This is a genomic window from Pseudomonas sp. GW821-FHT09C08 (assembly GCF_059418125.1).
Window position 1 is genome coordinate 262566 of record NZ_JBWKPG010000008.1, and the last position, 17311, is coordinate 279876.

A 17311-nucleotide genomic window follows, 5' to 3' on the forward strand; every position below is an offset into this window, starting at 1 on the left:
ATTACGGGTGACCGGCATGGAGCCGGATCAAGGAGCAGAAGATGATCAATTCAACAGGCGTCACATTTACTGTCTGCGAGCAAGAAGGTGGAACACCAAACATTCAGATGTGGGTAGATGCTTTGATTGAAGGTATGCCAAATCACCCCGCAGTCTTCGAGGTGACACCCGGATCTTCGATGGAAGAGGTGGAGGCTATAAAAGATTTTCTGAATGCGAACATCGCGTCTTTCAGTCTCTATCCATCCGGGCCGGGCGGCGGATTCCAAAGAGAGGTCAAGCGGGGATACTAATTAACCTCTCCCTGAGAAGCCCTTGGGGGCTTCGCTCTATGCGCGCTTGAGCTGCTCGGTCAATTGAGTGGGCAGCCCACGCAGCGTCAACGTGCCGCCGGCTTCGTCAAACTCGATCTTGTCGCCCAAAAGATGCGCTTCGAAGCTGATCGACATACCTTCAGCTCTGCCGGTGAAGCGCCGGAATTTCTTGAGCGTCTTTTTGTCCGGCGGCAGGCTTTCGGAAATACCGTAGTCCTTGGCCTTGATGAAGTCGTAGAAGCTTTTCGGCCGGTCTTCGTCGATCAGGCCTGACAGTTCATCGAGAGTGATGGGCTCGCCTAGCTTGGCCTGGGCCATCGAATAACTGACCAAAGTGTGCGTCTTCTCGCGGGCCGCATCTTCGACTATGTCCTCGCTTTCAACGAAGTCACTGAACGCCTTCAGCAGCGTGCGGGTTTCGCCCGGGGCGTCGATCCCTTCCTGAAAGCCGATGAAGTCGCGGAAATAGTCGTTGAGCTTCCGGCCCTGCTTGCCCTTCAGGTACGAGATGTACTGTTTCGATTGGCGGTTGGCCTGCCATTCGCTGATGTTGATGCGCGCGGCCAGACGGATGTGATCCAGGTCCAGGCGCTTAACTATCATCAGGGCCAGTTCTTCAGTCATGGTCACCGCTTCGGTTTCCTGCACCAGGGCGATGACCAATTAATCGGTCAGGCCTTGCTGGTAGTGGCAGAAGAGGGCGTGTCCACCGGTGGTGAGGTTCGACTCCTCCATAAGCTTGGTCAGGTGCTCGACGGCCATGGCGCTGAATGCCAGGAAGTTGGTAACGCCGGCCAAGTACTTGCCGAGCCAGCCGCTGAACGGGTACGCGCCTGACTCTTGATGGAAGAACCCCCAGCCCTTACCGGCAGTGGCGTTGTAGCTTTCGTTGAGCTGGCTCATCAGGTCGTCGCGGGCTTGGCTTTCGACCTGCTCGGATGCCCCCAGGAAGAGAACAGCCGGGCTGCCGTCGGGCTTCTTGTCGATCTTGTGGATGACGCTATGACGTACGGGCATTTCGTTTACCTCGGGTAAGCGCCGTCCTCCGGTGGCCGGTGGTGGCAATTTGGGGTGGCTTGGGGTATTTGTGTTCAGCCCAGCATGGGGCCAGCTCAAGGAGATAATTTTGGAAGCAGCAACATGGGCGAATGTGATCGCAGGTCTAGCCCTTTTTGTATCTGTAGCAGCTGCTGTATTTTCATGGAGGTCCGTATCACAGGCGAAGCGGGCTAATTGCATCGCCATTCATCAATACCAAAAGGAGCTTCATCGCGCGTTCTGCGAAGTTCGAAAACTCTTGAGTGGCCGCGGACTATTTTTGAAACAGCAGGATTTAGCTCCGTATGGAATGATTCTTCGGTCGTCCTCGCTTTACGTTAGCGAGGCGCTTTCTGGGGAACTGCTTAAGTTCTACGATGGTTGCTTTCAGGTAGAAAACTTACACACCTGCCTCGAACTGAATCGCGATTACGCACGACTTATAGCAAACGAGGAAACAGGCTTAACCGGCGCCGACTTGGAATCGCACCGAGCGAGCGCTGATGATCAAGTACTCAAAGCGCGCAAAGATTTAATGGACTGCCTGACGCTGACAACAGTGTTAGGAACGGTAATTGAATCTAAATTTGTGAAAGAGATAAAGCTCAGCTGACGGTGTGACCCCACCTCCGTGACCGAAGGTGGCAATTTGGTTTGGTCTGGGGTATTAGGGAAGCAGTGCCGGCATAGGGCCGGCCAACTGGAAATAAGAAATGAATAAGACGGATTTTGAATACGATGCGGATCTCTTTGCCAATAAAGTTGCGAAGACTCGGTGGGCTTTAAAAGGCGCACAAACAAATCTGCTAGAGCGCATTGAGCATTGGGAGGAACTCGGAAAACAATTTTTGGGCGGCGCAATTTCAGTTTCAGCTTTGGCTGGGGATAACCGGGTAGAAGGCCAAGTGCTTGGAAAAAAGTTCTCTATCCATTACGGTCCTCTAGGCAGAGATGAAAACGGTGTGCTGGAAGCAGTTTTGTTGATTTATAGCCTGGGAAAAGGTGATCCGGTCGTGATTGATCGCTTTCTCTTTGCGCCCAATGGATCGATCCTTGCTGCAGACGGAGAATTGATAATCGACGGAAATTCACCAAGCTTCAGCTTCAGGCTCATGATTGCTATCGCTAATCGCGTGCTCAACACATCTGCGGAGGAATTAGTAATCGCCGGATGCTGATGATTAATAGCTATCCCCATCTTCGGCATCCATTTGGAGCGATTCGGCGAGCCCGGCTTGCCGTAATTTGCGCGCTACGTTTTCTGATATCTCGAATCCGTGGCGCTTAATTTCGAAGAAAGTGGCGGACTGCTCGGCGCCCATCGAGTGGGTATGTGCTATCAGTCTCCAGATGGTCGCTCGGTCTTTCGTTTCGCCCAGCTCGGCGGTGAGCGCTGCCAGACGATCACGCATCCCTTGGCGGAAGTAGTGGCGGATGATGTCGGACGGCCCTATGGCCTTCTGCGGTGCCGGCGGCAGATCTTCAGCTTTGGTATTCAGCGCTAGCAGTTGCACTGCCTCGCTAACTTCCCCAATCTTATGCCAGAGCATCAGCTCGTCGAGCATCTGCGGGGTGCCATACGGGACCGTGTGCCGCAACTCTTGCTCGCCCAGTTCCTGCCGATTCTCGGCAAGCTTGGCTGTGCGTTCCTTCTGTTCGGCAGCCATGGCCTACCTCTTCTATTTCGCTGGCCGGCAGTGCGAACCAGGTTTGACGTTTGCGTTGCTGGATGCGGGCTATGCGGCGCATGAATCGACCTTGACCTGGCGACAGGCGCCGATTGCTTCGAAGATCCGCGCGGCGTGTGCCTCATCGAGCGACATCGATTCAGGTATGGCAATCCAACCTGAAGCCACCATCTGGCTTTGATTGGCCTCGTCGCGCAGCTTCTTGTAGCAATGCTCGATTACGTCCTCCAGATGGTCGGAGAGGTAGACGCCATCAGGCGCTACCTCCACCGACTTGTTGTAGCGGTCGCCGCAAGCGTCGATGCAGAGGGCGCTGAGGTAGATCGTCCATTGGTGGGGGATGCCGCAGAGGGCCTGGCCAATCTTCCCCGGGGCGATGTTCTTGAGCGACTTGTAGTTGATCTTGCCCTGGCGGCCACTGGGGTCGATGTTGACCACGGCGACGTGATTGGATGCCAGTAGCGAGCGGCACGACCGCGTGATGCGCGCCTGCAGGTTATGCGCCTTGCGCTTGCTCATAATGCCTCCGCGAGTTTGCGCAGCGCTTCACGCTCGGCCCGGGTGATGGGCGGCTTGCGGCGCTTGAGGATGGTTGTCGGGTCGATGAATTCCGAACGCTTCGCCGGCTACGGATTGATCGCCGGGCTATCGCCGATGCTGTATTTACCGCCGGCGGCCAGGTGCTGATGTACCTGGCTGGAAAGTTCCAGCGCTTTCTCGCGCCGGAACTCGATATCAGATCTGAGGTTGCTGATCATGCTGCCGCCTTGCCGAGTGTCACCCCGGCCATGCTGAAGTTTGCACCCTGCGCTGCGACCATCGCGTCGAGCGCTTCCCAGTTGACCAAAAGCAGCGAGACCGGCGCCTGACCATATGCCACCGCTTTGATCAGTGCCTCGAAGTCCGTCACGCTGGCCTGCAGCGCTACCTGCTCGACCACGTGGCTCGTTACTGGCTTTGTAGCCTGGCGACGGGTGCCGCTGTGTGGACTGGCGTGGCGCGGACGGGCTCGGGCGCCGCCACCTTCTCCACGAATGGCTCTGGCTTGATAGCTGCCAGTCGCTGGGCTTCCTGCTCTTCGGCGATGCGCTTCGCTTCGGCCTCGCGCAGGGTCACGACGACATACTTCTTGTCTTTGTACATGGCGCTGATTTTGGTGATGACCTCGGAGAGCTTGGCTTGGCAGTTGACGCTGATCTTGTCGGTTACGCATTATCTCAGGCAGTTTCCGCAACTCGATGTCAGCGGGTCGGTTTCAGGGACTCCCCAAACACGTCTGCACCGGGCCGGGATTTAATCTGTAGAGCTCTTCGCAAGCTCCACTGCGGCGGTGATGGCTGCTCTGGCTTGAGGGCTGTTCTTCCAGCAAGTCGAGCCTAATGCCGCGGATGCTCGAGCCAGGATGTCACCCACATCTGATTTTCGAAGTTCGGCGAGCGATTCGATACCCATTTGCTCAAGTCGAGTAATTACCGTTGGCCCTATACCTTTGAGTGCGAGCAGAGCGGTTCTTTCATCCAATGAAAACGGCACTGTGAATTCCTTTTTTACCGACGAGTCCGCTTAAGTGTGCCCGACGCTAGAGAGTGCCTCAATAGGCCGGTATCCTCGTTTTGAGGAGGATGGAGTGGAATTCTGGCTTGGATACTCAGGACCTGTGGGTGGCGAAACCCCAAACGCAGTTGCAGTTATCTTCTCTATGGACGCTTGTAAGGGCTTTATTCAGATCGACAGACTCACACTCTATAAAAAGGGCGGGGCGTTCAGGAACTCGCGGTGAGCCATCTATCATTGGATGGCTCAGTTTTAAAAGCCTGGGGGGATATACCCAGGTACGTAGGGGACGTTCGTGCACTTGCCATGGAGGATGCGCCCATCCTCGATTCTAAACAGTACGATTTTTTTGGCTTTGTTGACCGTCGCCTCAAGTTTGCAGGAAGAGCTATGTCCGACCGTTTGATAATGTTCCGTGTACACCATGCCATTGCCCGTGTGGTTCATCGAGGTTCCTGCTGCTTCAGTATTGGTCCAACTTGAGGACTTATACCAAGTCAGTACCGCGAGCGCCTCGCCGTTCGGGCCTGTTTGCTTTTTCATTGAATCGGGCTTGCCAAATAAATCCAGTGCCTCCTGGAGGTCTCGCCCTTCCCAGCGGGACTGGGCAATAGTGCTACAACCATTCAAAAGCAGTACTGATGAAATGACCACCCCCAGCAACACTGCTTTAGCCAACTTCTCCATCCCGATGCCCTCTGTCTCGCTTAAAGTAAAAAACTACATCTGATGTCTGTATTGAGGTTTAGCGGATACTTATCCATCGCGATGCCCGTTCAAGTTGACGCGCTCGCAACCCCTAAGTATCCGTCTCCGTCAGCGTGCGGATCGATTTGCTATTTATTGCCCAGTATGGAGTCCAGGTCCTCCATCATCTGACTTTTCTCGCGGATGGGCGCCAGCTTAAAGAACATCTGCTGGGTAATATTAATCATCTGCATATATTCCATCTTGCCCATCGCAATCATATCTTTGCTCTTCGGCGAGCAAACGAATTCAGCACTGCGCTGGACCCAGGGGTCTTTCACGTCCTGCCATTTTTCCGATACTTTCAAGTGCCGTAGGCTACCCATGCGCGAGACAGATTGACCATTGATAAATCGAAACTTATGCGTTGGGCACTGGACCTCCATGTTGTAGACATCAATCATGGGCTTGCCCAGTTCTTCATAAACTAAAGTGACGGCGACTAACTGGGCTCCCTTGGTTTTTTTAGAGGGCGTCACGGAAGTTCGATCTGCGACATAGGTCACATTCTTGCCGGGCGCGCCATCCCCGTAGATGATCCACCAATCTCCGGTGGGACTTGAGTCATTGGCCCATGCGCAAGTAAACACTGATAGGAGCGCAACCAATAGGAGACGACGTTGATTGATTCCAGAATAAAAAGACATCGGTTGTTCAACTCCTTGAACTTGCGAAGTGGCTATCTAAGGGGTCAAGAAGCTAGCATCATGATGGGGGCAGTAACATAGAACAGATGTGCTAGTGGCATGTTGATACCTAGGGGTGACGGATGCGCCGATCACATCCTTTTGGCCAAGGCATCTACGCAGCCCCAGAACGCTGGCCGCCGGCAGACGAAGTTTCCAAATCGCACCACACAGCGCGCCAGATCTATCGCTTCCAGCGGTGTCCAGGGTGGACGGATGCCCATGAAAAAGCCCGCATTCGCGGGCCTTTTTCACTGCGTGTTACGGACTACTTGAACAATCCGCCAAAGGCGTTGATAGCATCCGCCGCCTTGTTGACGTTCTGCTGGCGTTGCGGGTTGGTGTCGACCTGCGCTTGGGCGTTGTAGGTAGAGTTGCTGCAGCTTTTGTTGGTTTGCGTGAGCGCCGCCTGGTAAGCGGTTGCGCGCAAGGTGTCGCCCTTGGCATTGGCGGCATTGATGTTTGCCTGCAGGTCGCGAACCTGTTGCTGGCAGGAGGCACTGTTGCTGTTATTGGCGTTGACGGTGCTGTTGTTGGCACCACCGAGGGCAGACGATAGCGCACCCGTGAGGGCACTCAGGTCGGCGGCGTGGGCGGGCAGGGTGAACAGGCTGAACAGGGCGGCGGCGGGTGCGAGTTTGGAAAGACGCATGGCAAACCTCAATGTTTTATTGCCTGCGCAACGCAGAAGTCCCGAGCTGGCGCAGAACAATATCCGTATAAGAGGTGCGCCCGGGCGGGAAAAATACTATTGGGTCGGTTATTGGCCTTCAACGCTGAAGTTCCATAAGTGTGAATCCTTTCACGTTGTACACGACGCACGGCCGCAGGAGTGTCATTACGCCACTATCTAAGGAAGGCTCCTGTAATTGCCTTATCAAATCGGAGAAGTTCTCCTCGCAGTGACGGAGTCGTTCGAAGTTTGATGCCTGAAAAGGATTTCGGCTTCATCCGAGGAACCCCGGCAATTTATCTAAACCATGGCTCCCGAGCCCCGCGACGCTGAAGTGGTGTCTACGCTCGCCCGGGGCTGGTTCGAGTCCAGCGCCATTGGGCAATCTTCAACGGGGCCTGCGGTTGGCGTGCATGTTCTTAACATCCTTTGGACCGCACTACGCGCCAGTTTGCCTGGCGGGCGTAATCCGCGCGATTCCAGGTAAACGGCAACAGCCCTCCATGCCGCACCAGCAGCAGAGTTAAAAGGCAGTGACGCACTGCTCAGCAGAAAAGCTGAGCCACCGAAAGCAAGCAAATTACCTGAACAAAGATTTGAGCTCTAATGGGGTGTTTCATCGCCGCGACCCTCCAGTACAGTTGCTGTTAAGAGAGAGATGGGTGTTGTCAATCTTCCTTGGCTCGCCAAAGTCACTCGCAACTGTTCCTCTGAGTATAGTGCCTGCGCCGAATTCTTCACGTTTGATCCCCCTGCGTACGGTTTACAACTATCTGCCGGCCCCTATTGCACTTTTTTGCATTTCTCCTATCTATCTTTGTCGCAGCCCCGCCGATCCCCCGCGCGGGGCATGAGAACCAGATCGGGTGCCGATGGATCGCACGTTACTGTTATTCAAGATTCGATGGAGGCGCCAGCCACTGTGGCTGGCGGCAATGTTAATGCTCTGTGTCGGCGGGTGTACGCAGCAGCAAGGGCAAGATATCGCCAAGCAGTTCAGCAATGGTAAACCCGATGAGTTTTTCCAGACGAGTGTCGATCGCATGGCCACCCTGGGCATGCGCGACAACTTGCAGAGCCTGTATTTGCTGATGAACAAGCTCTACCTGCGCAACCCCAACCAGTGGCGCCAGTCGGGTTACCCGGATGCAGTGAGCGCCGCGCGGGAAATACGCCAGGCCATTGAGCAGCGTCGCTCACTGCCGGCCCTTGGCGACCGCCGCGATTTGGCCGCGTTGAGTTATTCGCTGAGTCCGGAGTTCAAAGGCGACCGGGTCGGCGCCTTTATCTATGCCATCGGCAGCATGATTGTGACGGCCCACGGTGGCCGCACCGAGTTCTACATCACCGACTCGATCAACCCGCAGTTCGTCAGCAACGCCGCGCGCAATATCGAGAAGGCCACCTGGCTGCTCGGCAAGCGCCAGGATGCGAATGGCGTGCTGTTGCTGTTTTCCAACGAAATTTCGGAGGAGGGCAGCAACCTGAGCTTCGCCGTGGAGTTCGGCAAGATCGTCGCGCGCCTCGACCTGTTGACCCAGATGCTGGATGAACGCTACCGGCGCATTGGGCTCAATTACGCGCAGAGCCTGTTGCTGATGAATTTCCTGCCGGTGCAGTGATGCATTTCGTCGGCGTGGATTTAAGCCTCATCGCCAATGGCCGATGCAGGGGTGAGACCTGTCATGTGAGGAGCGTGTTATCAAACATCTAACCATTGAAGAGCTGGACGCGATCACAGAGATCGAAACCACTTCAAATATCTTGCGACTGACTTCGCGTTTGACCGGAATGCGCTTTTCAGCCATTTCCAAGATGACGGACACGCACTGGGTGGCGTGTGCGGTTCATGACGAGTTGCAGTTCGGGCTGGAGGCCGGCGACGAGTTGCTCGTGGAGGCCACGTTGTGCAACCAGTTACGCGCCAATCGCAAATCTATCGTCATCGAGCATGCCAGTCGCGACCCGGTATTCTGGGAGCACCCGTTGCCCAAGGAGCATGGCTTCGAGAGCTATATCTCGTTACCCATCGTGTTCTCCGATGGCACTTTTTTTGGCACCTTGTGCGCGTTGGACGTGTTGCCCAGGCAGTTTGAAAACACCCAAATGCTCGAAATCCTGAGCATCTTCACGCGGCTCATCGGCACTACACTGGAATTGCAGCGCAGCAGATCCTGAGTCCATCAAGGTGGTTTGCTGGGTTATGTCTCTTTTCTCTGTAGGAAACGGCCTATCTTGCATCCCGCCGCTTGAATCACCCCTCAGTGCGCAATAGCCTCGGACTTTTCCGAAAAAATGAGGCCCTCCCTTGGGTAAGCGAAAAACGGTTTGGCCGACAGACCGCGAAATACGCCTGCGCTTTATGCTCTTTGCCGTGATCGATGCCGCGAGTGTCCAGGGTGTTTCAGCGGAGCTGTTACTGCCCGCGCACGCACTGCTGCAAGGTTCGCCAACCGAAGCGCAGCTGCTGGGTGCGCTGGTTGAAATCCTCGGCGCCGAAGAAATGTACGGGTTCAGGTTTGCGCCGGGATCAGAAGCGCAGGAATTGCTGGACTTACTGGCGCAGCCTAGCGATTGAACGCCGTCGTTAGACCGTTTATTTCCATAAGATTGGACGACATGCCTGGATCGAATATCCATGACGTCGAATTGGTGCGTGTCACGGATATCCACGACGCGATAACAACGAAATGCCCACCATCACAGCCGGCACAGCTGTCTTGATCGACTAAGCTTCCCTCCGAACATCCGATCCTGCTGCTCTGTCGCCGTCTTGCGCCGCTGCCTGGCGTCTCTAGAATCGGCCCCAGAACTTACTCATTTCCTGTCGATTACGGAGTTTCGAACATGATGAATGCAATGCAGATGCCGATGAACACTTCCATGCCAATGATGCCGATGATGGGCATGCCGATGATGATGGCCACCATGAAATGCGAAATGGCCGCTGACGCCATGATGTGCACCATGAAGCCGGCGGCGGGCATGGACATGGCTCAGTTCAAGACCAACGCCGAAATGATGGCGATGATGATGAACTGCGGCATGCCGATGATGATGCAGTGCGCCAACATGTCGATGATGTGCATGTCCGCCGAGACCATGGCGATGATGTCGGGCATGAATATGCCGATGAACATGCCGATGATGTCGATGGGCATGATGATGCCGATGATGAAGTGCGTGATGGAGTGCACCCTGCAGGCTGACGGCATGATGTGCAAAATGATGCCGATGCCGGGCATGAGCATGGACATGATGAAAAACTGCTGCATGCTCATGAATAAAATGATGAACGACTGCGCCATGCCGATGATGATGAGCTGCAACGGTATGCCGATGATGTGCTGCACCTGCTGACAGGTAGCGCAATAAAAAACGCCCCGATGATTCGGGGCGTTTTTTTTGCCGGGATTAATCCAGGCGTTCGGGGTAGGTGATCACCAGGAACGCCACGGCTTCGCTGTCCGCCGGGTTGCGGTAGCGGTGGGGCTGGTCGGCATAGAACAGGATCGAGTCGCCGGTGGAAAGCAGATAGCGCTCATCGTTGACACTGACCTCCAGCACACCTTGCGCCACGACCAGGTTCTCCTGGATGCCGGGGCCGTGGCCTTCGGAGACTTCCTCGCCAAGCGCACGCAGGCGAATCTCGTAGAACTCCGACTGGCGCGCCGTATCGTAGGGAAACAACGCGCGGCTGGTAAACGCGCCGTCGGCACTCACCAGGCGTTTGCTCTGGTGTGCCGGCAGCACCTCGACGCCTTCGAACGCGCGGTCCTCCAGGAACGCCGCGACCGACACCTTCAAGCCCTTGGCGATCTTGCACAGCACCTTGATCGACGGCACGCTGCGCCCGGATTCAATCTGCGCCAGCATCGCCCGGCTGACCCCGCACACACGCGCCAGGCCATCCAGTGACAGATGGCGCTTGCTGCGCAGGCGTTGCAGGTTGTGCGCGACGCACAAGCTGATCACGTCGTCGTCAACAGTGGGTTTGGGCAGGGGGGCGGGTGGTTCGGGAAGCACGTGCAGGAAATTCATTGGCCTTACGCCCGGCGAGTATCGCTGGACGGCGTCACCTGTGCGGTAAACACCGCCAGCCCGGCACGCGCCGCGTACATCGCCCACATCAGCTCGGCCGCGGCACGCGCCTGGCGGCGTTTGCGATGGAGCGTGAAGTCGATGACGGTGGCGGATGTTTGCATGGGGGCAGTCTCGTGCGGCGTGGTTGGTTCAGTGGCTCCACAGTAATGCCTGCCGGTTATTTCTTTAAATACTGAGTTTGCATGTGGTAATTCGATTTTGGACTTAACCCATAAATTGGGTCCGACACTGTTGTGGGAAGCGTCTGGTCCGTTAATAAGGCGTGACCTGGCGGGCGCGCCTGCCTTCCCAACACTGTTCGCGTGCCAGGTCCAGCCTGCCACGCTCCCGAATTCCAAGGACCTGCCTCGATGCTGCTGCGCCAACCCCCGCTCTTTTTTGCCGCCCTGACCTTAAGTTCGCTGGTGCAAGCCGAAGACCTGCAACTGGCCCCGGTCGAAGTCACCAGCAGCGAGGCGAGTGCTGGTGAAGTCGCCCAGGCACAACTCAAGAGCGTGCCCGGCGGCACCAATTTCATCGACATGAACAGCGTGCAGCAGGGGCGGGTGAGCACCAACGAAGATGTATTCAAGTATCAGGCTGGGGTGTACGCCAAGGCGGCGAATAATGAAGGGGTGAAGCTGTCGATTCGCGGTTCCGGCCTCAATCGCAGCCCGGGTTCGCATGCCTCGGGGCTGTATGAAATGTTCGATGGCTTGCCGCTGACCGGCCCCGGCGGGACCCCTTATGAGCTCAAGGACCCCTTGTGGCAAAGCCGCGTCGAGGTGCTGCGCGGTGCCAATGGCTTTGACCAGGGCGCATTGGCCCTGGGCGGCGCGGTCAATTATGTGACCCGCACCGGCTACGATGCGCCCAAGCTGCAGCTGCGCTATGAGGCCGGCAGCCGTGGCTACGCCCAACGCGAGATCAGCTCCGGGCGAGTGCTGGGGGATGCCGACTACTACATCAGCCTCACCGACTCCGAGTCCGACGGCTACCAACGCCAGAGCGCTGCCACGGGCAAGGGCGTGGCGGCCAACTTCGGCTACCGCTTCAACCCTGACCTGGAAACCCGTTTCTACTTCCGCTACCGCGAAACCACCAACGACACCCCCGGCAAACTTACCCGTGCGCAGATCAGCCACGACCCGCGTGCGGCCAACAGCCTTAACGCCGCCCGCGACTCCAAGCGCCTGCAACCGGGCTCGACCTGGATCGCCAACAAGACCACCCTGCACTTGGACGACAGCTCCCGCGTCGAAGTCGGACTGGCCTACCACGACTATCCGATGGACCTGCGTGAAGGCACCAACCGCCTGAAGGTTGCCTACACCGACATCAGCAGCACCCTCAATTACATCCGCCAGGACACGCTGTTCGGCCACGACAGCACCACCACAGTCGGCCTGCGCACCACCCAGGCGATGCCCAACAACGGCGCGTCGGAATATGTACGCACGCCCGCCGGCAACACGGCCACCTACGCACCCGGAACCAAGACCCGCGACTACAGCTACCTGGGCTCCGACACCGTGCTGCATATAGGTAACGACCTGGAGCTGGTCCCGGACCTGTGGCTGACCACAGGCCTTGCGGCGATCTACACCCGCCGGGAAACCCAGGTGACCTACCCCGAAGGCCAGGCGCCGCTGAGCCAGCATGACTGGGACTACGCCCCGCGCATCGGCCTGCGTTATGACTTCACCCCGCAATTGCAGGTGTACGGCAACCTGAGCCGTTCGGTCGAGCCGCCGCACGCCTGGTCGATGATCTGGGGTTCCAACAAATACTTCGGCCCAGGCAGCGGCCCGGCTACTGGCCTGCAGCGTGAAGGCGTCAGCCTGAAAAACCAGACCGCGACCACCCTGGAGGTCGGCAGTCGGGGCGAGGCGTGGATCGGCCAGTGGGACCTCGCGCTGTACCGTTCAGAAGTGCGCCACGAGCTGCTCAGTGTGGAAACCCAGGCCCAGACCTCTTCCAGCAATGCCATCATTGCCGAATCCAACGCCAGCCCCACCGTGCACCAGGGCGTGGAGCTGAGCCTGCTCAGCCCGCTGTGGGAAGGCGGCCGCAGCGGCCAGGTGGCCCTGCGCCAGGCCTATACCTTCAGTGACTTCCACTACCGCGACGACGACCGTTTCGGCGCCAACACCTTGCCGGGCATTCCCAAGCACTACTACCAGGCCCAATTGCGCTACAGCCACCCGACCGGTTTCTACACCAGCCTCAACACCGAGTATTCCTCGCGTGTGGCGGTGGACTACGCCAACTCCTACTACGCCGCGTCCTACACGACCCTGGGGGCGACCTTCGGCTACGACGCGCCCAAGCAGGACTGGCAAGCGTGGGTCGACCTGCGCAACCTCACCAACCGGCGCTACGCCAACACCGTGACCCCCGGCTACGACGACAAAGGCCTGGACACGGCCCGCTCGACCCCGGCAGACGGTCGCGGCATCTACACCGGCGTCTCATGGAGCTGGCGTTAACCCGCCGCGACCGCCGCCTGTGGTGAACTTGTCGTGAAGAATGCGCTTGTTGTGGCTGCCAGGCTTGTTGTGGCGAGCGGGCTTGCCCCGCGTTGGGCGGCGAAGCCGCCCCATTAAGACTCAACGCAATAAACCTGACACTCATCGCCAGCAGTGACAGGGGCTGCTTCGCAGCCCAACGCGGGGCAAGCCCGCTCACCACAAGGGGCTGGGCATGGCCCATTTAATCTCTGCAGCGCGCCGTGGCACAGACGGAGCGTGAACGTAGTATCCACCTGCAGCGACCGCCGCCTGTGGTGAATAGGCTCATTGTGATGAAGGGCTTGGCTTGTTGTTGCTGGCAGGCTTGTTGTGGCGAGCGGGCTTGCCCCGCGTTGGGTGGCGAAGCCGCCCCATTAAGACCCAACGCAATAAACCTGACACTCATCGCCAGCAGTGACAGGGGCTGCTTCGCCGCCCAACGCGGGGCAAGCCCGCTCACCACAAGGAGGCGAAACTTTCCCTGGTGCATCGGGCGGGCGCTCTTGCTCCTACACCGATTTACTGGCATTGTTTGCGCAATTGGTAACTCTTCCCATTTGAGATCTTTTTGCGCATGCATGACATTCCGGCCGCGCTGGGCGATTCAGAGCGTCAGCAGACCCTTACGGCGATGTACAGCGAGCACCACGGCTGGTTGCACGGTTGGCTGCGCAAAAAACTCGGCTGCTCCCAGTATGCTGCCGACCTGGCCCACGACGCGTTTATCCGCGTGTTGATGCTCGCCGAACCGCAAAATATCAAGGAACCACGGGCGTTCCTGGCCACCACGGCAGGGCGGTTATTGATCGACGGCGCGCGGCGTCGGCGCATCGAAAAAGCCTACATGGAAGCCCTGGTAATCCAATGCGAAGACGCCGGCATGCCCGACCCGGCCGCCATCCATGTGGCGCTGCAAGCGCTGGAGCGCATCGCCGAAATGCTCGCCGGCCTGCCGGCCAAGGCGCGCGAAGCCTTTCTGTTGAGCCGCCTCGACGGCCTGACCTACAGCGAAATCGCCACGCGCCTGGAGGTGTCCTCCAGCACCGTCAAAAACTACATCTCCAGCGCCCTTGTGCACTGCTACCACAGCCTGCATGCGGCAGATCCGCTGGCATGAACTCCGAACAGATCATTCAACAAGCGGCGAATTGGCTGACACGCCTGCACGACGAAGACGTCAGCGACGCCGAGCGCCAGGCATTCAACACCTGGTGCCAGGCCGATCCACGCCATGCGGTGGCTATCGAACGCATGCGCGTCCTGTGGGGCAGCCTCGATGCTGTGCCTGCGCAACCGGCACGCGTGGCACTCAACCGGGCCTTCGCCCCGCGGCGTCCGCGGGCTACTCAGGTGGTGGGGCTGCTTGGCGTCTTACTGTGCGGCTGGCTGGGCCTGGAACACCTGCCGGTATGGATGGCCGACCAGCGCACCGGCGTCGGCGAGCGTCGCCAGATCGCCCTTGAAGACGGCAGCCAGCTGCAGCTCAACAGCAATTCGGCAGTCGACGTGAAATTCGACGGCCACCAGCGCGTCATCGAGTTGTTGCAAGGCGAACTGTGGGTCGAGGTCGCCAAGGACGCGCAACGGCCCTTCGTGGTGCGCACCGACCAAGGCACCGCGAACGCCCTGGGCACGCGTTACCTGGTCAAGCGTGCGCCGGACGGCACCACCGTGGTGACCGTGATCGAGTCCACCGTCGCGGTCAAAGGCCAGACCAATGAAGGGGTCAACGTCACCGCCGGCCAGCGCTCGGTCCTCGACCATGGCCGCGCCCAACCGCCACAAGCCGTCGGCAACACCGACGCGGACGCCTGGACCCGTGGCCTGCTCAAAGTCAACGACCAGCCGCTGAGCGAGGTGCTGCAAACCCTGGCCAGTTACCGTCACGGCCTGGTGCGCTACGACCCGCAGGCCCTGCAGAACCTGCGCGTGTCCGGCGTATTCAAGCTGGACGACACCGCTGCGGCGCTCTCGGCCCTGGCCGACAACCTGCCGATTCAGGTGGAGTACTTCACCGACCTGCTGGTGGTGGTCAAGCCGCGCTAGCCTTCGTGCTGGCGCAGGCGCTTGTACAAGGTGTTGCGGCTCACCCCCAGCTCCCGCGCCAGGTGGGAAATATTCCCGCCGGCCGCTTTCAGGCGCTGGGCCAGGTCGATGCTGTCATCCAGGTACTCGCTGGTGGGCGGCGGCGCGGCGACATTCAGGTCGACAAAGAAATCATCCGGCAGGTGCTCCGGGCGAATCGGCTGCTCCTCAGCCATCGCCAACGCCACCTGCAACACACTGCTCACCTGGCGCAAATTGCCCGGCCAGGGGTGCTGCTCGAACAGGGCCAGCACCTCGGCACTGAGGCCGGCCCATTGGGTCGGCTCGCGATGTTGCTGCCACAGTTGCTGGAACAGCGCGCGCTTGTCGCTGCGTTCGCGCAGCGGCGGTAGCTCGAGGGTCAGGCCACCAATGCGGTAGTACAAATCCTCGCGAAAACGCCCGGCCTGCACCTGCTCGCGCAGCGCCCGGTTGGTGGCCGAGATGATGCGCAGATCCACCGGGAACAGCTCACTGCTGCCCACCGGTTGCACGCAGCGCTCCTGCAACACCCGCAACAGGCGTGCCTGGGTCGGCAGCGGCATGTCGCCAATTTCATCCAGAAACAGCGTGCCCTTGTCGGCCTTGCGGATCAGGCCGATGCTGCCTTTTTGATTGGCGCCGGTAAACGCGCCTTTTTCGTAGCCGAACAGTTCCGATTCCACTAGCTCGGCAGGAATCGCCGCACAGTTCACCGCGATAAATGCCTGCTGACTGCGGGAACTCGCCTGGTGCAGGGCCTTGACGAAAACTTCCTTGCCCACGCCGGTTTCGCCGTGGATCAGCAGCGGGATGTCCTTCTCCAGCAAGCGTTCGGCCTGGCGCACGGCCTTTTCCACGCGCGCATCACCAAAGTGCAGGGTGTTCAGGCCAATCGCCGCCGGCTTTGGCGGCGTGGGTTGGCTGAACACCCGCGCCTGCACCGGCATTTGCTTGGGCCGTTTCAACAGGCACTGGAAACGGTTGCGCCCAGCCGCCTGCAGCGAAAACGGCAGGCCCTCGGGCTGATTGAGCAACTCCAGCAGCGAGACCTTGAACAAACTGTCGATCATCACCCGTGACAGACTGATGCCCAGCAGGTTGTCTGCGCGACGGTTGGCCGACAGCACCTGGCCGCTTTCATCGAAGATCAGCAGGCCGGCCCATTGGCTGTCGAGGTTGCTCAGGCCGGTGTTGAAGGTCAGTTGAAAATGCTCGCCGCGAAACAGGTTGAGGATCAGCCGGTTTTCCACGGTCTGGCTCATCATCTTGACCATGCCCAGGGTGTGGGAGGGCGGCAGGTAGCTGTCGCTGGACACATCCAGCACCGCGATGATCTCGCGCTGTGCGTCGAAGATCGGCGCGGCCGAGCCGGTCATGAAGCGGTTGGCCTTGAGAAAGTGTTCGTCATGTTCGATATGCACCGCCTGCGCACAGGCCAGCGCAGTGCCGATGGCATTGGTGCCGCTGGAGCGCTCCATCCAACTGGCGCCGGCGCTGAACCCCCGGGCCAGCTTGGGCTCGATAAAACGCTGGGTGCCCCAACTGGTCAGCACCTGGCCCTGGTTGTCGGCCAGCATGATCAGGCAGTTGGAGTTGCTGAGGATGTTTTCGTAGTAGGGCAGCACTTCCTGATGGGTGGTCTGCACCAGGGAATGCTGGCTTTCGAGCAATTGGCTGATGCCCTCGGCGGGCAACTGATCGAAGCTGGGCGTGCTCTGATGGTCCAGCCCAAACGCGCGGCAGCGGCGCCAGGATTCCTGGATAAGGGTGTCGTGAGCCAAGGGTTCGGCCATGGGGTGACCTGCATTTTTATTGTTATGGGGTGTTGCACAATCCAACCATTGAAACCGGATCAAAATGTCCTGTGTTGGTGGTGAGAGTGTTGTTCAGAACTGTTCATTGTCAACCCCGTGACTGTTCAGTTGTTCACCTGGAGTGTTCAAACACGAAC

Annotated in this window: 22 protein-coding genes and 1 pseudogene; 10 read left to right on the forward strand and 13 right to left on the reverse strand. The window is 58.5% G+C overall.

What is annotated here, in order from left to right:
• Nucleotides 1–41 precede the first annotated feature (41 nt).
• Entirely contained in the window at nt 42–293 is a 252-nt protein-coding gene (locus AC07OJ_RS25460) for a hypothetical protein (RefSeq protein WP_495095422.1), read from the forward strand.
• 36 nt (nt 294–329) lie between these two features.
• Here the strand turns inward: AC07OJ_RS25460 and yejK are convergent.
• Nucleotides 330–1331, reverse strand: a pseudogene (gene yejK / locus AC07OJ_RS25465) (nucleoid-associated protein YejK).
• A 109-nt stretch (nt 1332–1440) separates the two neighbouring features.
• Here yejK and AC07OJ_RS25470 point away from each other — a divergent pair.
• Both AC07OJ_RS25470 and AC07OJ_RS25475 read left to right on the forward strand, forming a co-directional pair.
• A complete protein-coding gene (locus tag AC07OJ_RS25470) occupies nt 1441–1965 on the forward strand; it encodes a hypothetical protein (protein WP_495095423.1) in 525 nt (174 codons plus the stop codon).
• A 100-nt stretch (nt 1966–2065) separates the two neighbouring features.
• The gene (locus AC07OJ_RS25475) at nt 2066–2530 is read left to right on the forward strand and encodes a hypothetical protein (protein ID WP_495095424.1); all 465 of its coding nucleotides are present in this window, start codon (nt 2066–2068) and stop codon (nt 2528–2530) included.
• 3 nt (nt 2531–2533) lie between these two features.
• On the opposite strand, the gene AC07OJ_RS25480 is transcribed toward AC07OJ_RS25475, so the two are convergent.
• The 9 genes from AC07OJ_RS25480 to AC07OJ_RS25520 form a co-directional block, all read right to left on the reverse strand.
• Complete coding sequence (locus AC07OJ_RS25480) at nt 2534–3019, reverse strand: hypothetical protein (RefSeq protein ID WP_495095425.1); 486 nt, start codon at nt 3017–3019, stop codon at nt 2534–2536.
• A 69-nt stretch (nt 3020–3088) separates the two neighbouring features.
• On the reverse strand, nt 3089–3559 hold the full coding sequence (locus AC07OJ_RS25485) for a hypothetical protein (protein ID WP_495095426.1): 471 nt from the start codon (nt 3557–3559) through the stop codon (nt 3089–3091).
• Nucleotides 3560–3666: 107 nt separating this feature from the next.
• Nucleotides 3667–3798 (reverse strand): hypothetical protein, encoded by a 132-nt coding sequence (locus AC07OJ_RS25490; protein WP_495095427.1) that lies wholly within the window; start codon nt 3796–3798, stop codon nt 3667–3669.
• Nucleotides 3795–3980 carry a hypothetical protein gene (locus AC07OJ_RS25495; RefSeq protein ID WP_495095428.1) on the reverse strand — a complete coding sequence of 62 codons (186 nt, stop codon included), beginning with the start codon at nt 3978–3980 and terminating at the stop codon, nt 3795–3797. The genes AC07OJ_RS25490 and AC07OJ_RS25495 overlap by 4 nt, the downstream gene beginning before the upstream one ends.
• Before the next feature lie 8 nt (nt 3981–3988).
• Nucleotides 3989–4183: a hypothetical protein gene (locus AC07OJ_RS25500; RefSeq protein WP_495095429.1), complete on the reverse strand. Its 195-nt coding sequence runs from the start codon at nt 4181–4183 to the stop codon at nt 3989–3991.
• 150 nt (nt 4184–4333) lie between these two features.
• On the reverse strand, nt 4334–4573 hold the full coding sequence (locus AC07OJ_RS25505) for a helix-hairpin-helix domain-containing protein (RefSeq protein ID WP_495095430.1): 240 nt from the start codon (nt 4571–4573) through the stop codon (nt 4334–4336).
• 273 nt (nt 4574–4846) lie between these two features.
• On the reverse strand, nt 4847–5281 hold the full coding sequence (locus tag AC07OJ_RS25510; protein ID WP_315419418.1) for a hypothetical protein: 435 nt from the start codon (nt 5279–5281) through the stop codon (nt 4847–4849).
• Nucleotides 5282–5430: 149 nt separating this feature from the next.
• Complete coding sequence (locus tag AC07OJ_RS25515; protein ID WP_201145130.1) at nt 5431–5988, reverse strand: hypothetical protein; 558 nt, start codon at nt 5986–5988, stop codon at nt 5431–5433.
• 307 nt (nt 5989–6295) lie between these two features.
• Nucleotides 6296–6679: a DUF1090 family protein gene (locus tag AC07OJ_RS25520; protein WP_495095431.1), complete on the reverse strand. Its 384-nt coding sequence runs from the start codon at nt 6677–6679 to the stop codon at nt 6296–6298.
• Between the two features lie 893 nt (nt 6680–7572).
• Between AC07OJ_RS25520 and AC07OJ_RS25525 the strand changes: the two genes are divergently transcribed.
• The 4 genes from AC07OJ_RS25525 to AC07OJ_RS25540 all read left to right on the forward strand — a co-directional run bounded on the left by AC07OJ_RS25525 (nt 7573) and on the right by AC07OJ_RS25540 (nt 10060).
• Nucleotides 7573–8322 carry a hypothetical protein gene (locus tag AC07OJ_RS25525; protein ID WP_495095432.1) on the forward strand — a complete coding sequence of 250 codons (750 nt, stop codon included), beginning with the start codon at nt 7573–7575 and terminating at the stop codon, nt 8320–8322.
• A 79-nt stretch (nt 8323–8401) separates the two neighbouring features.
• Nucleotides 8402–8878 (forward strand): GAF domain-containing protein, encoded by a 477-nt coding sequence (locus AC07OJ_RS25530; RefSeq protein WP_495095455.1) that lies wholly within the window; start codon nt 8402–8404, stop codon nt 8876–8878.
• A 130-nt stretch (nt 8879–9008) separates the two neighbouring features.
• Entirely contained in the window at nt 9009–9278 is a 270-nt protein-coding gene (locus AC07OJ_RS25535; protein WP_495095433.1) for a hypothetical protein, read from the forward strand.
• A gap of 269 nt (nt 9279–9547) precedes the next feature.
• Complete coding sequence (locus tag AC07OJ_RS25540; RefSeq protein WP_083221464.1) at nt 9548–10060, forward strand: hypothetical protein; 513 nt, start codon at nt 9548–9550, stop codon at nt 10058–10060.
• A 54-nt stretch (nt 10061–10114) separates the two neighbouring features.
• Here AC07OJ_RS25540 and AC07OJ_RS25545 read toward each other — a convergent pair whose 3' ends face one another.
• A complete protein-coding gene (locus AC07OJ_RS25545) occupies nt 10115–10741 on the reverse strand; it encodes a helix-turn-helix domain-containing protein (RefSeq protein ID WP_495095434.1) in 627 nt (208 codons plus the stop codon).
• A gap of 5 nt (nt 10742–10746) precedes the next feature.
• The gene (locus AC07OJ_RS25550) at nt 10747–10905 is read right to left on the reverse strand and encodes a hypothetical protein (protein WP_162946103.1); all 159 of its coding nucleotides are present in this window, start codon (nt 10903–10905) and stop codon (nt 10747–10749) included.
• 249 nt (nt 10906–11154) lie between these two features.
• On the opposite strand from AC07OJ_RS25550, the gene AC07OJ_RS25555 reads away from it, so the two are divergent.
• The 3 genes from AC07OJ_RS25555 to AC07OJ_RS25565 all read left to right on the forward strand — a co-directional run bounded on the left by AC07OJ_RS25555 (nt 11155) and on the right by AC07OJ_RS25565 (nt 15339).
• Complete coding sequence (locus AC07OJ_RS25555) at nt 11155–13272, forward strand: TonB-dependent receptor family protein (RefSeq protein WP_495095435.1); 2118 nt, start codon at nt 11155–11157, stop codon at nt 13270–13272.
• A gap of 595 nt (nt 13273–13867) precedes the next feature.
• Entirely contained in the window at nt 13868–14410 is a 543-nt protein-coding gene (locus AC07OJ_RS25560; protein WP_065907399.1) for a sigma-70 family RNA polymerase sigma factor, read from the forward strand.
• The gene (locus tag AC07OJ_RS25565; RefSeq protein ID WP_495095436.1) at nt 14407–15339 is read left to right on the forward strand and encodes a FecR family protein; all 933 of its coding nucleotides are present in this window, start codon (nt 14407–14409) and stop codon (nt 15337–15339) included. Before AC07OJ_RS25560 ends, AC07OJ_RS25565 begins: the two co-directional genes overlap by 4 nt.
• On the opposite strand, the gene AC07OJ_RS25570 is transcribed toward AC07OJ_RS25565, so the two are convergent.
• Nucleotides 15336–17153, reverse strand: coding sequence for a sigma-54-dependent Fis family transcriptional regulator (locus tag AC07OJ_RS25570; RefSeq protein ID WP_065907394.1), 1818 nt, complete (start codon nt 17151–17153; stop codon nt 15336–15338). The genes AC07OJ_RS25565 and AC07OJ_RS25570 overlap by 4 nt on opposite strands.
• Between the last annotated feature and the right edge of the window lie 158 nt (nt 17154–17311).

What these genes read in the sequence shown, in the direction of transcription:
- AC07OJ_RS25490 (WP_495095427.1), bottom strand. Translation starts at nt 3,798, where the DNA reads ATGATCAGCAACCTCAGATCTGATATCGAGTTCCGGCGCGAGAAAGCG.
- AC07OJ_RS25475 (WP_495095424.1), top strand. Translation starts at nt 2,066, where the DNA reads ATGAATAAGACGGATTTTGAATACGATGCGGATCTCTTTGCCAATAAA.
- AC07OJ_RS25565 (WP_495095436.1), top strand. Translation starts at nt 14,407, where the DNA reads ATGAACTCCGAACAGATCATTCAACAAGCGGCGAATTGGCTGACACGC.
- AC07OJ_RS25555 (WP_495095435.1), top strand. Translation starts at nt 11,155, where the DNA reads ATGCTGCTGCGCCAACCCCCGCTCTTTTTTGCCGCCCTGACCTTAAGT.
- AC07OJ_RS25480 (WP_495095425.1), bottom strand. Translation starts at nt 3,019, where the DNA reads ATGGCTGCCGAACAGAAGGAACGCACAGCCAAGCTTGCCGAGAATCGG.
- AC07OJ_RS25560 (WP_065907399.1), top strand. Translation starts at nt 13,868, where the DNA reads ATGCATGACATTCCGGCCGCGCTGGGCGATTCAGAGCGTCAGCAGACC.
- AC07OJ_RS25545 (WP_495095434.1), bottom strand. Translation starts at nt 10,741, where the DNA reads ATGAATTTCCTGCACGTGCTTCCCGAACCACCCGCCCCCCTGCCCAAA.
- AC07OJ_RS25500 (WP_495095429.1), bottom strand. Translation starts at nt 4,183, where the DNA reads ATGTACAAAGACAAGAAGTATGTCGTCGTGACCCTGCGCGAGGCCGAA.
- AC07OJ_RS25460 (WP_495095422.1), top strand. Translation starts at nt 42, where the DNA reads ATGATCAATTCAACAGGCGTCACATTTACTGTCTGCGAGCAAGAAGGT.
- AC07OJ_RS25510 (WP_315419418.1), bottom strand. Translation starts at nt 5,281, where the DNA reads ATGGAGAAGTTGGCTAAAGCAGTGTTGCTGGGGGTGGTCATTTCATCA.
- AC07OJ_RS25520 (WP_495095431.1), bottom strand. Translation starts at nt 6,679, where the DNA reads ATGCGTCTTTCCAAACTCGCACCCGCCGCCGCCCTGTTCAGCCTGTTC.
- AC07OJ_RS25485 (WP_495095426.1), bottom strand. Translation starts at nt 3,559, where the DNA reads ATGAGCAAGCGCAAGGCGCATAACCTGCAGGCGCGCATCACGCGGTCG.
- AC07OJ_RS25515 (WP_201145130.1), bottom strand. Translation starts at nt 5,988, where the DNA reads ATGTCTTTTTATTCTGGAATCAATCAACGTCGTCTCCTATTGGTTGCG.
- AC07OJ_RS25525 (WP_495095432.1), top strand. Translation starts at nt 7,573, where the DNA reads ATGGATCGCACGTTACTGTTATTCAAGATTCGATGGAGGCGCCAGCCA.
- AC07OJ_RS25540 (WP_083221464.1), top strand. Translation starts at nt 9,548, where the DNA reads ATGATGAATGCAATGCAGATGCCGATGAACACTTCCATGCCAATGATG.
- AC07OJ_RS25570 (WP_065907394.1), bottom strand. Translation starts at nt 17,153, where the DNA reads ATGGCCGAACCCTTGGCTCACGACACCCTTATCCAGGAATCCTGGCGC.
- AC07OJ_RS25550 (WP_162946103.1), bottom strand. Translation starts at nt 10,905, where the DNA reads ATGCAAACATCCGCCACCGTCATCGACTTCACGCTCCATCGCAAACGC.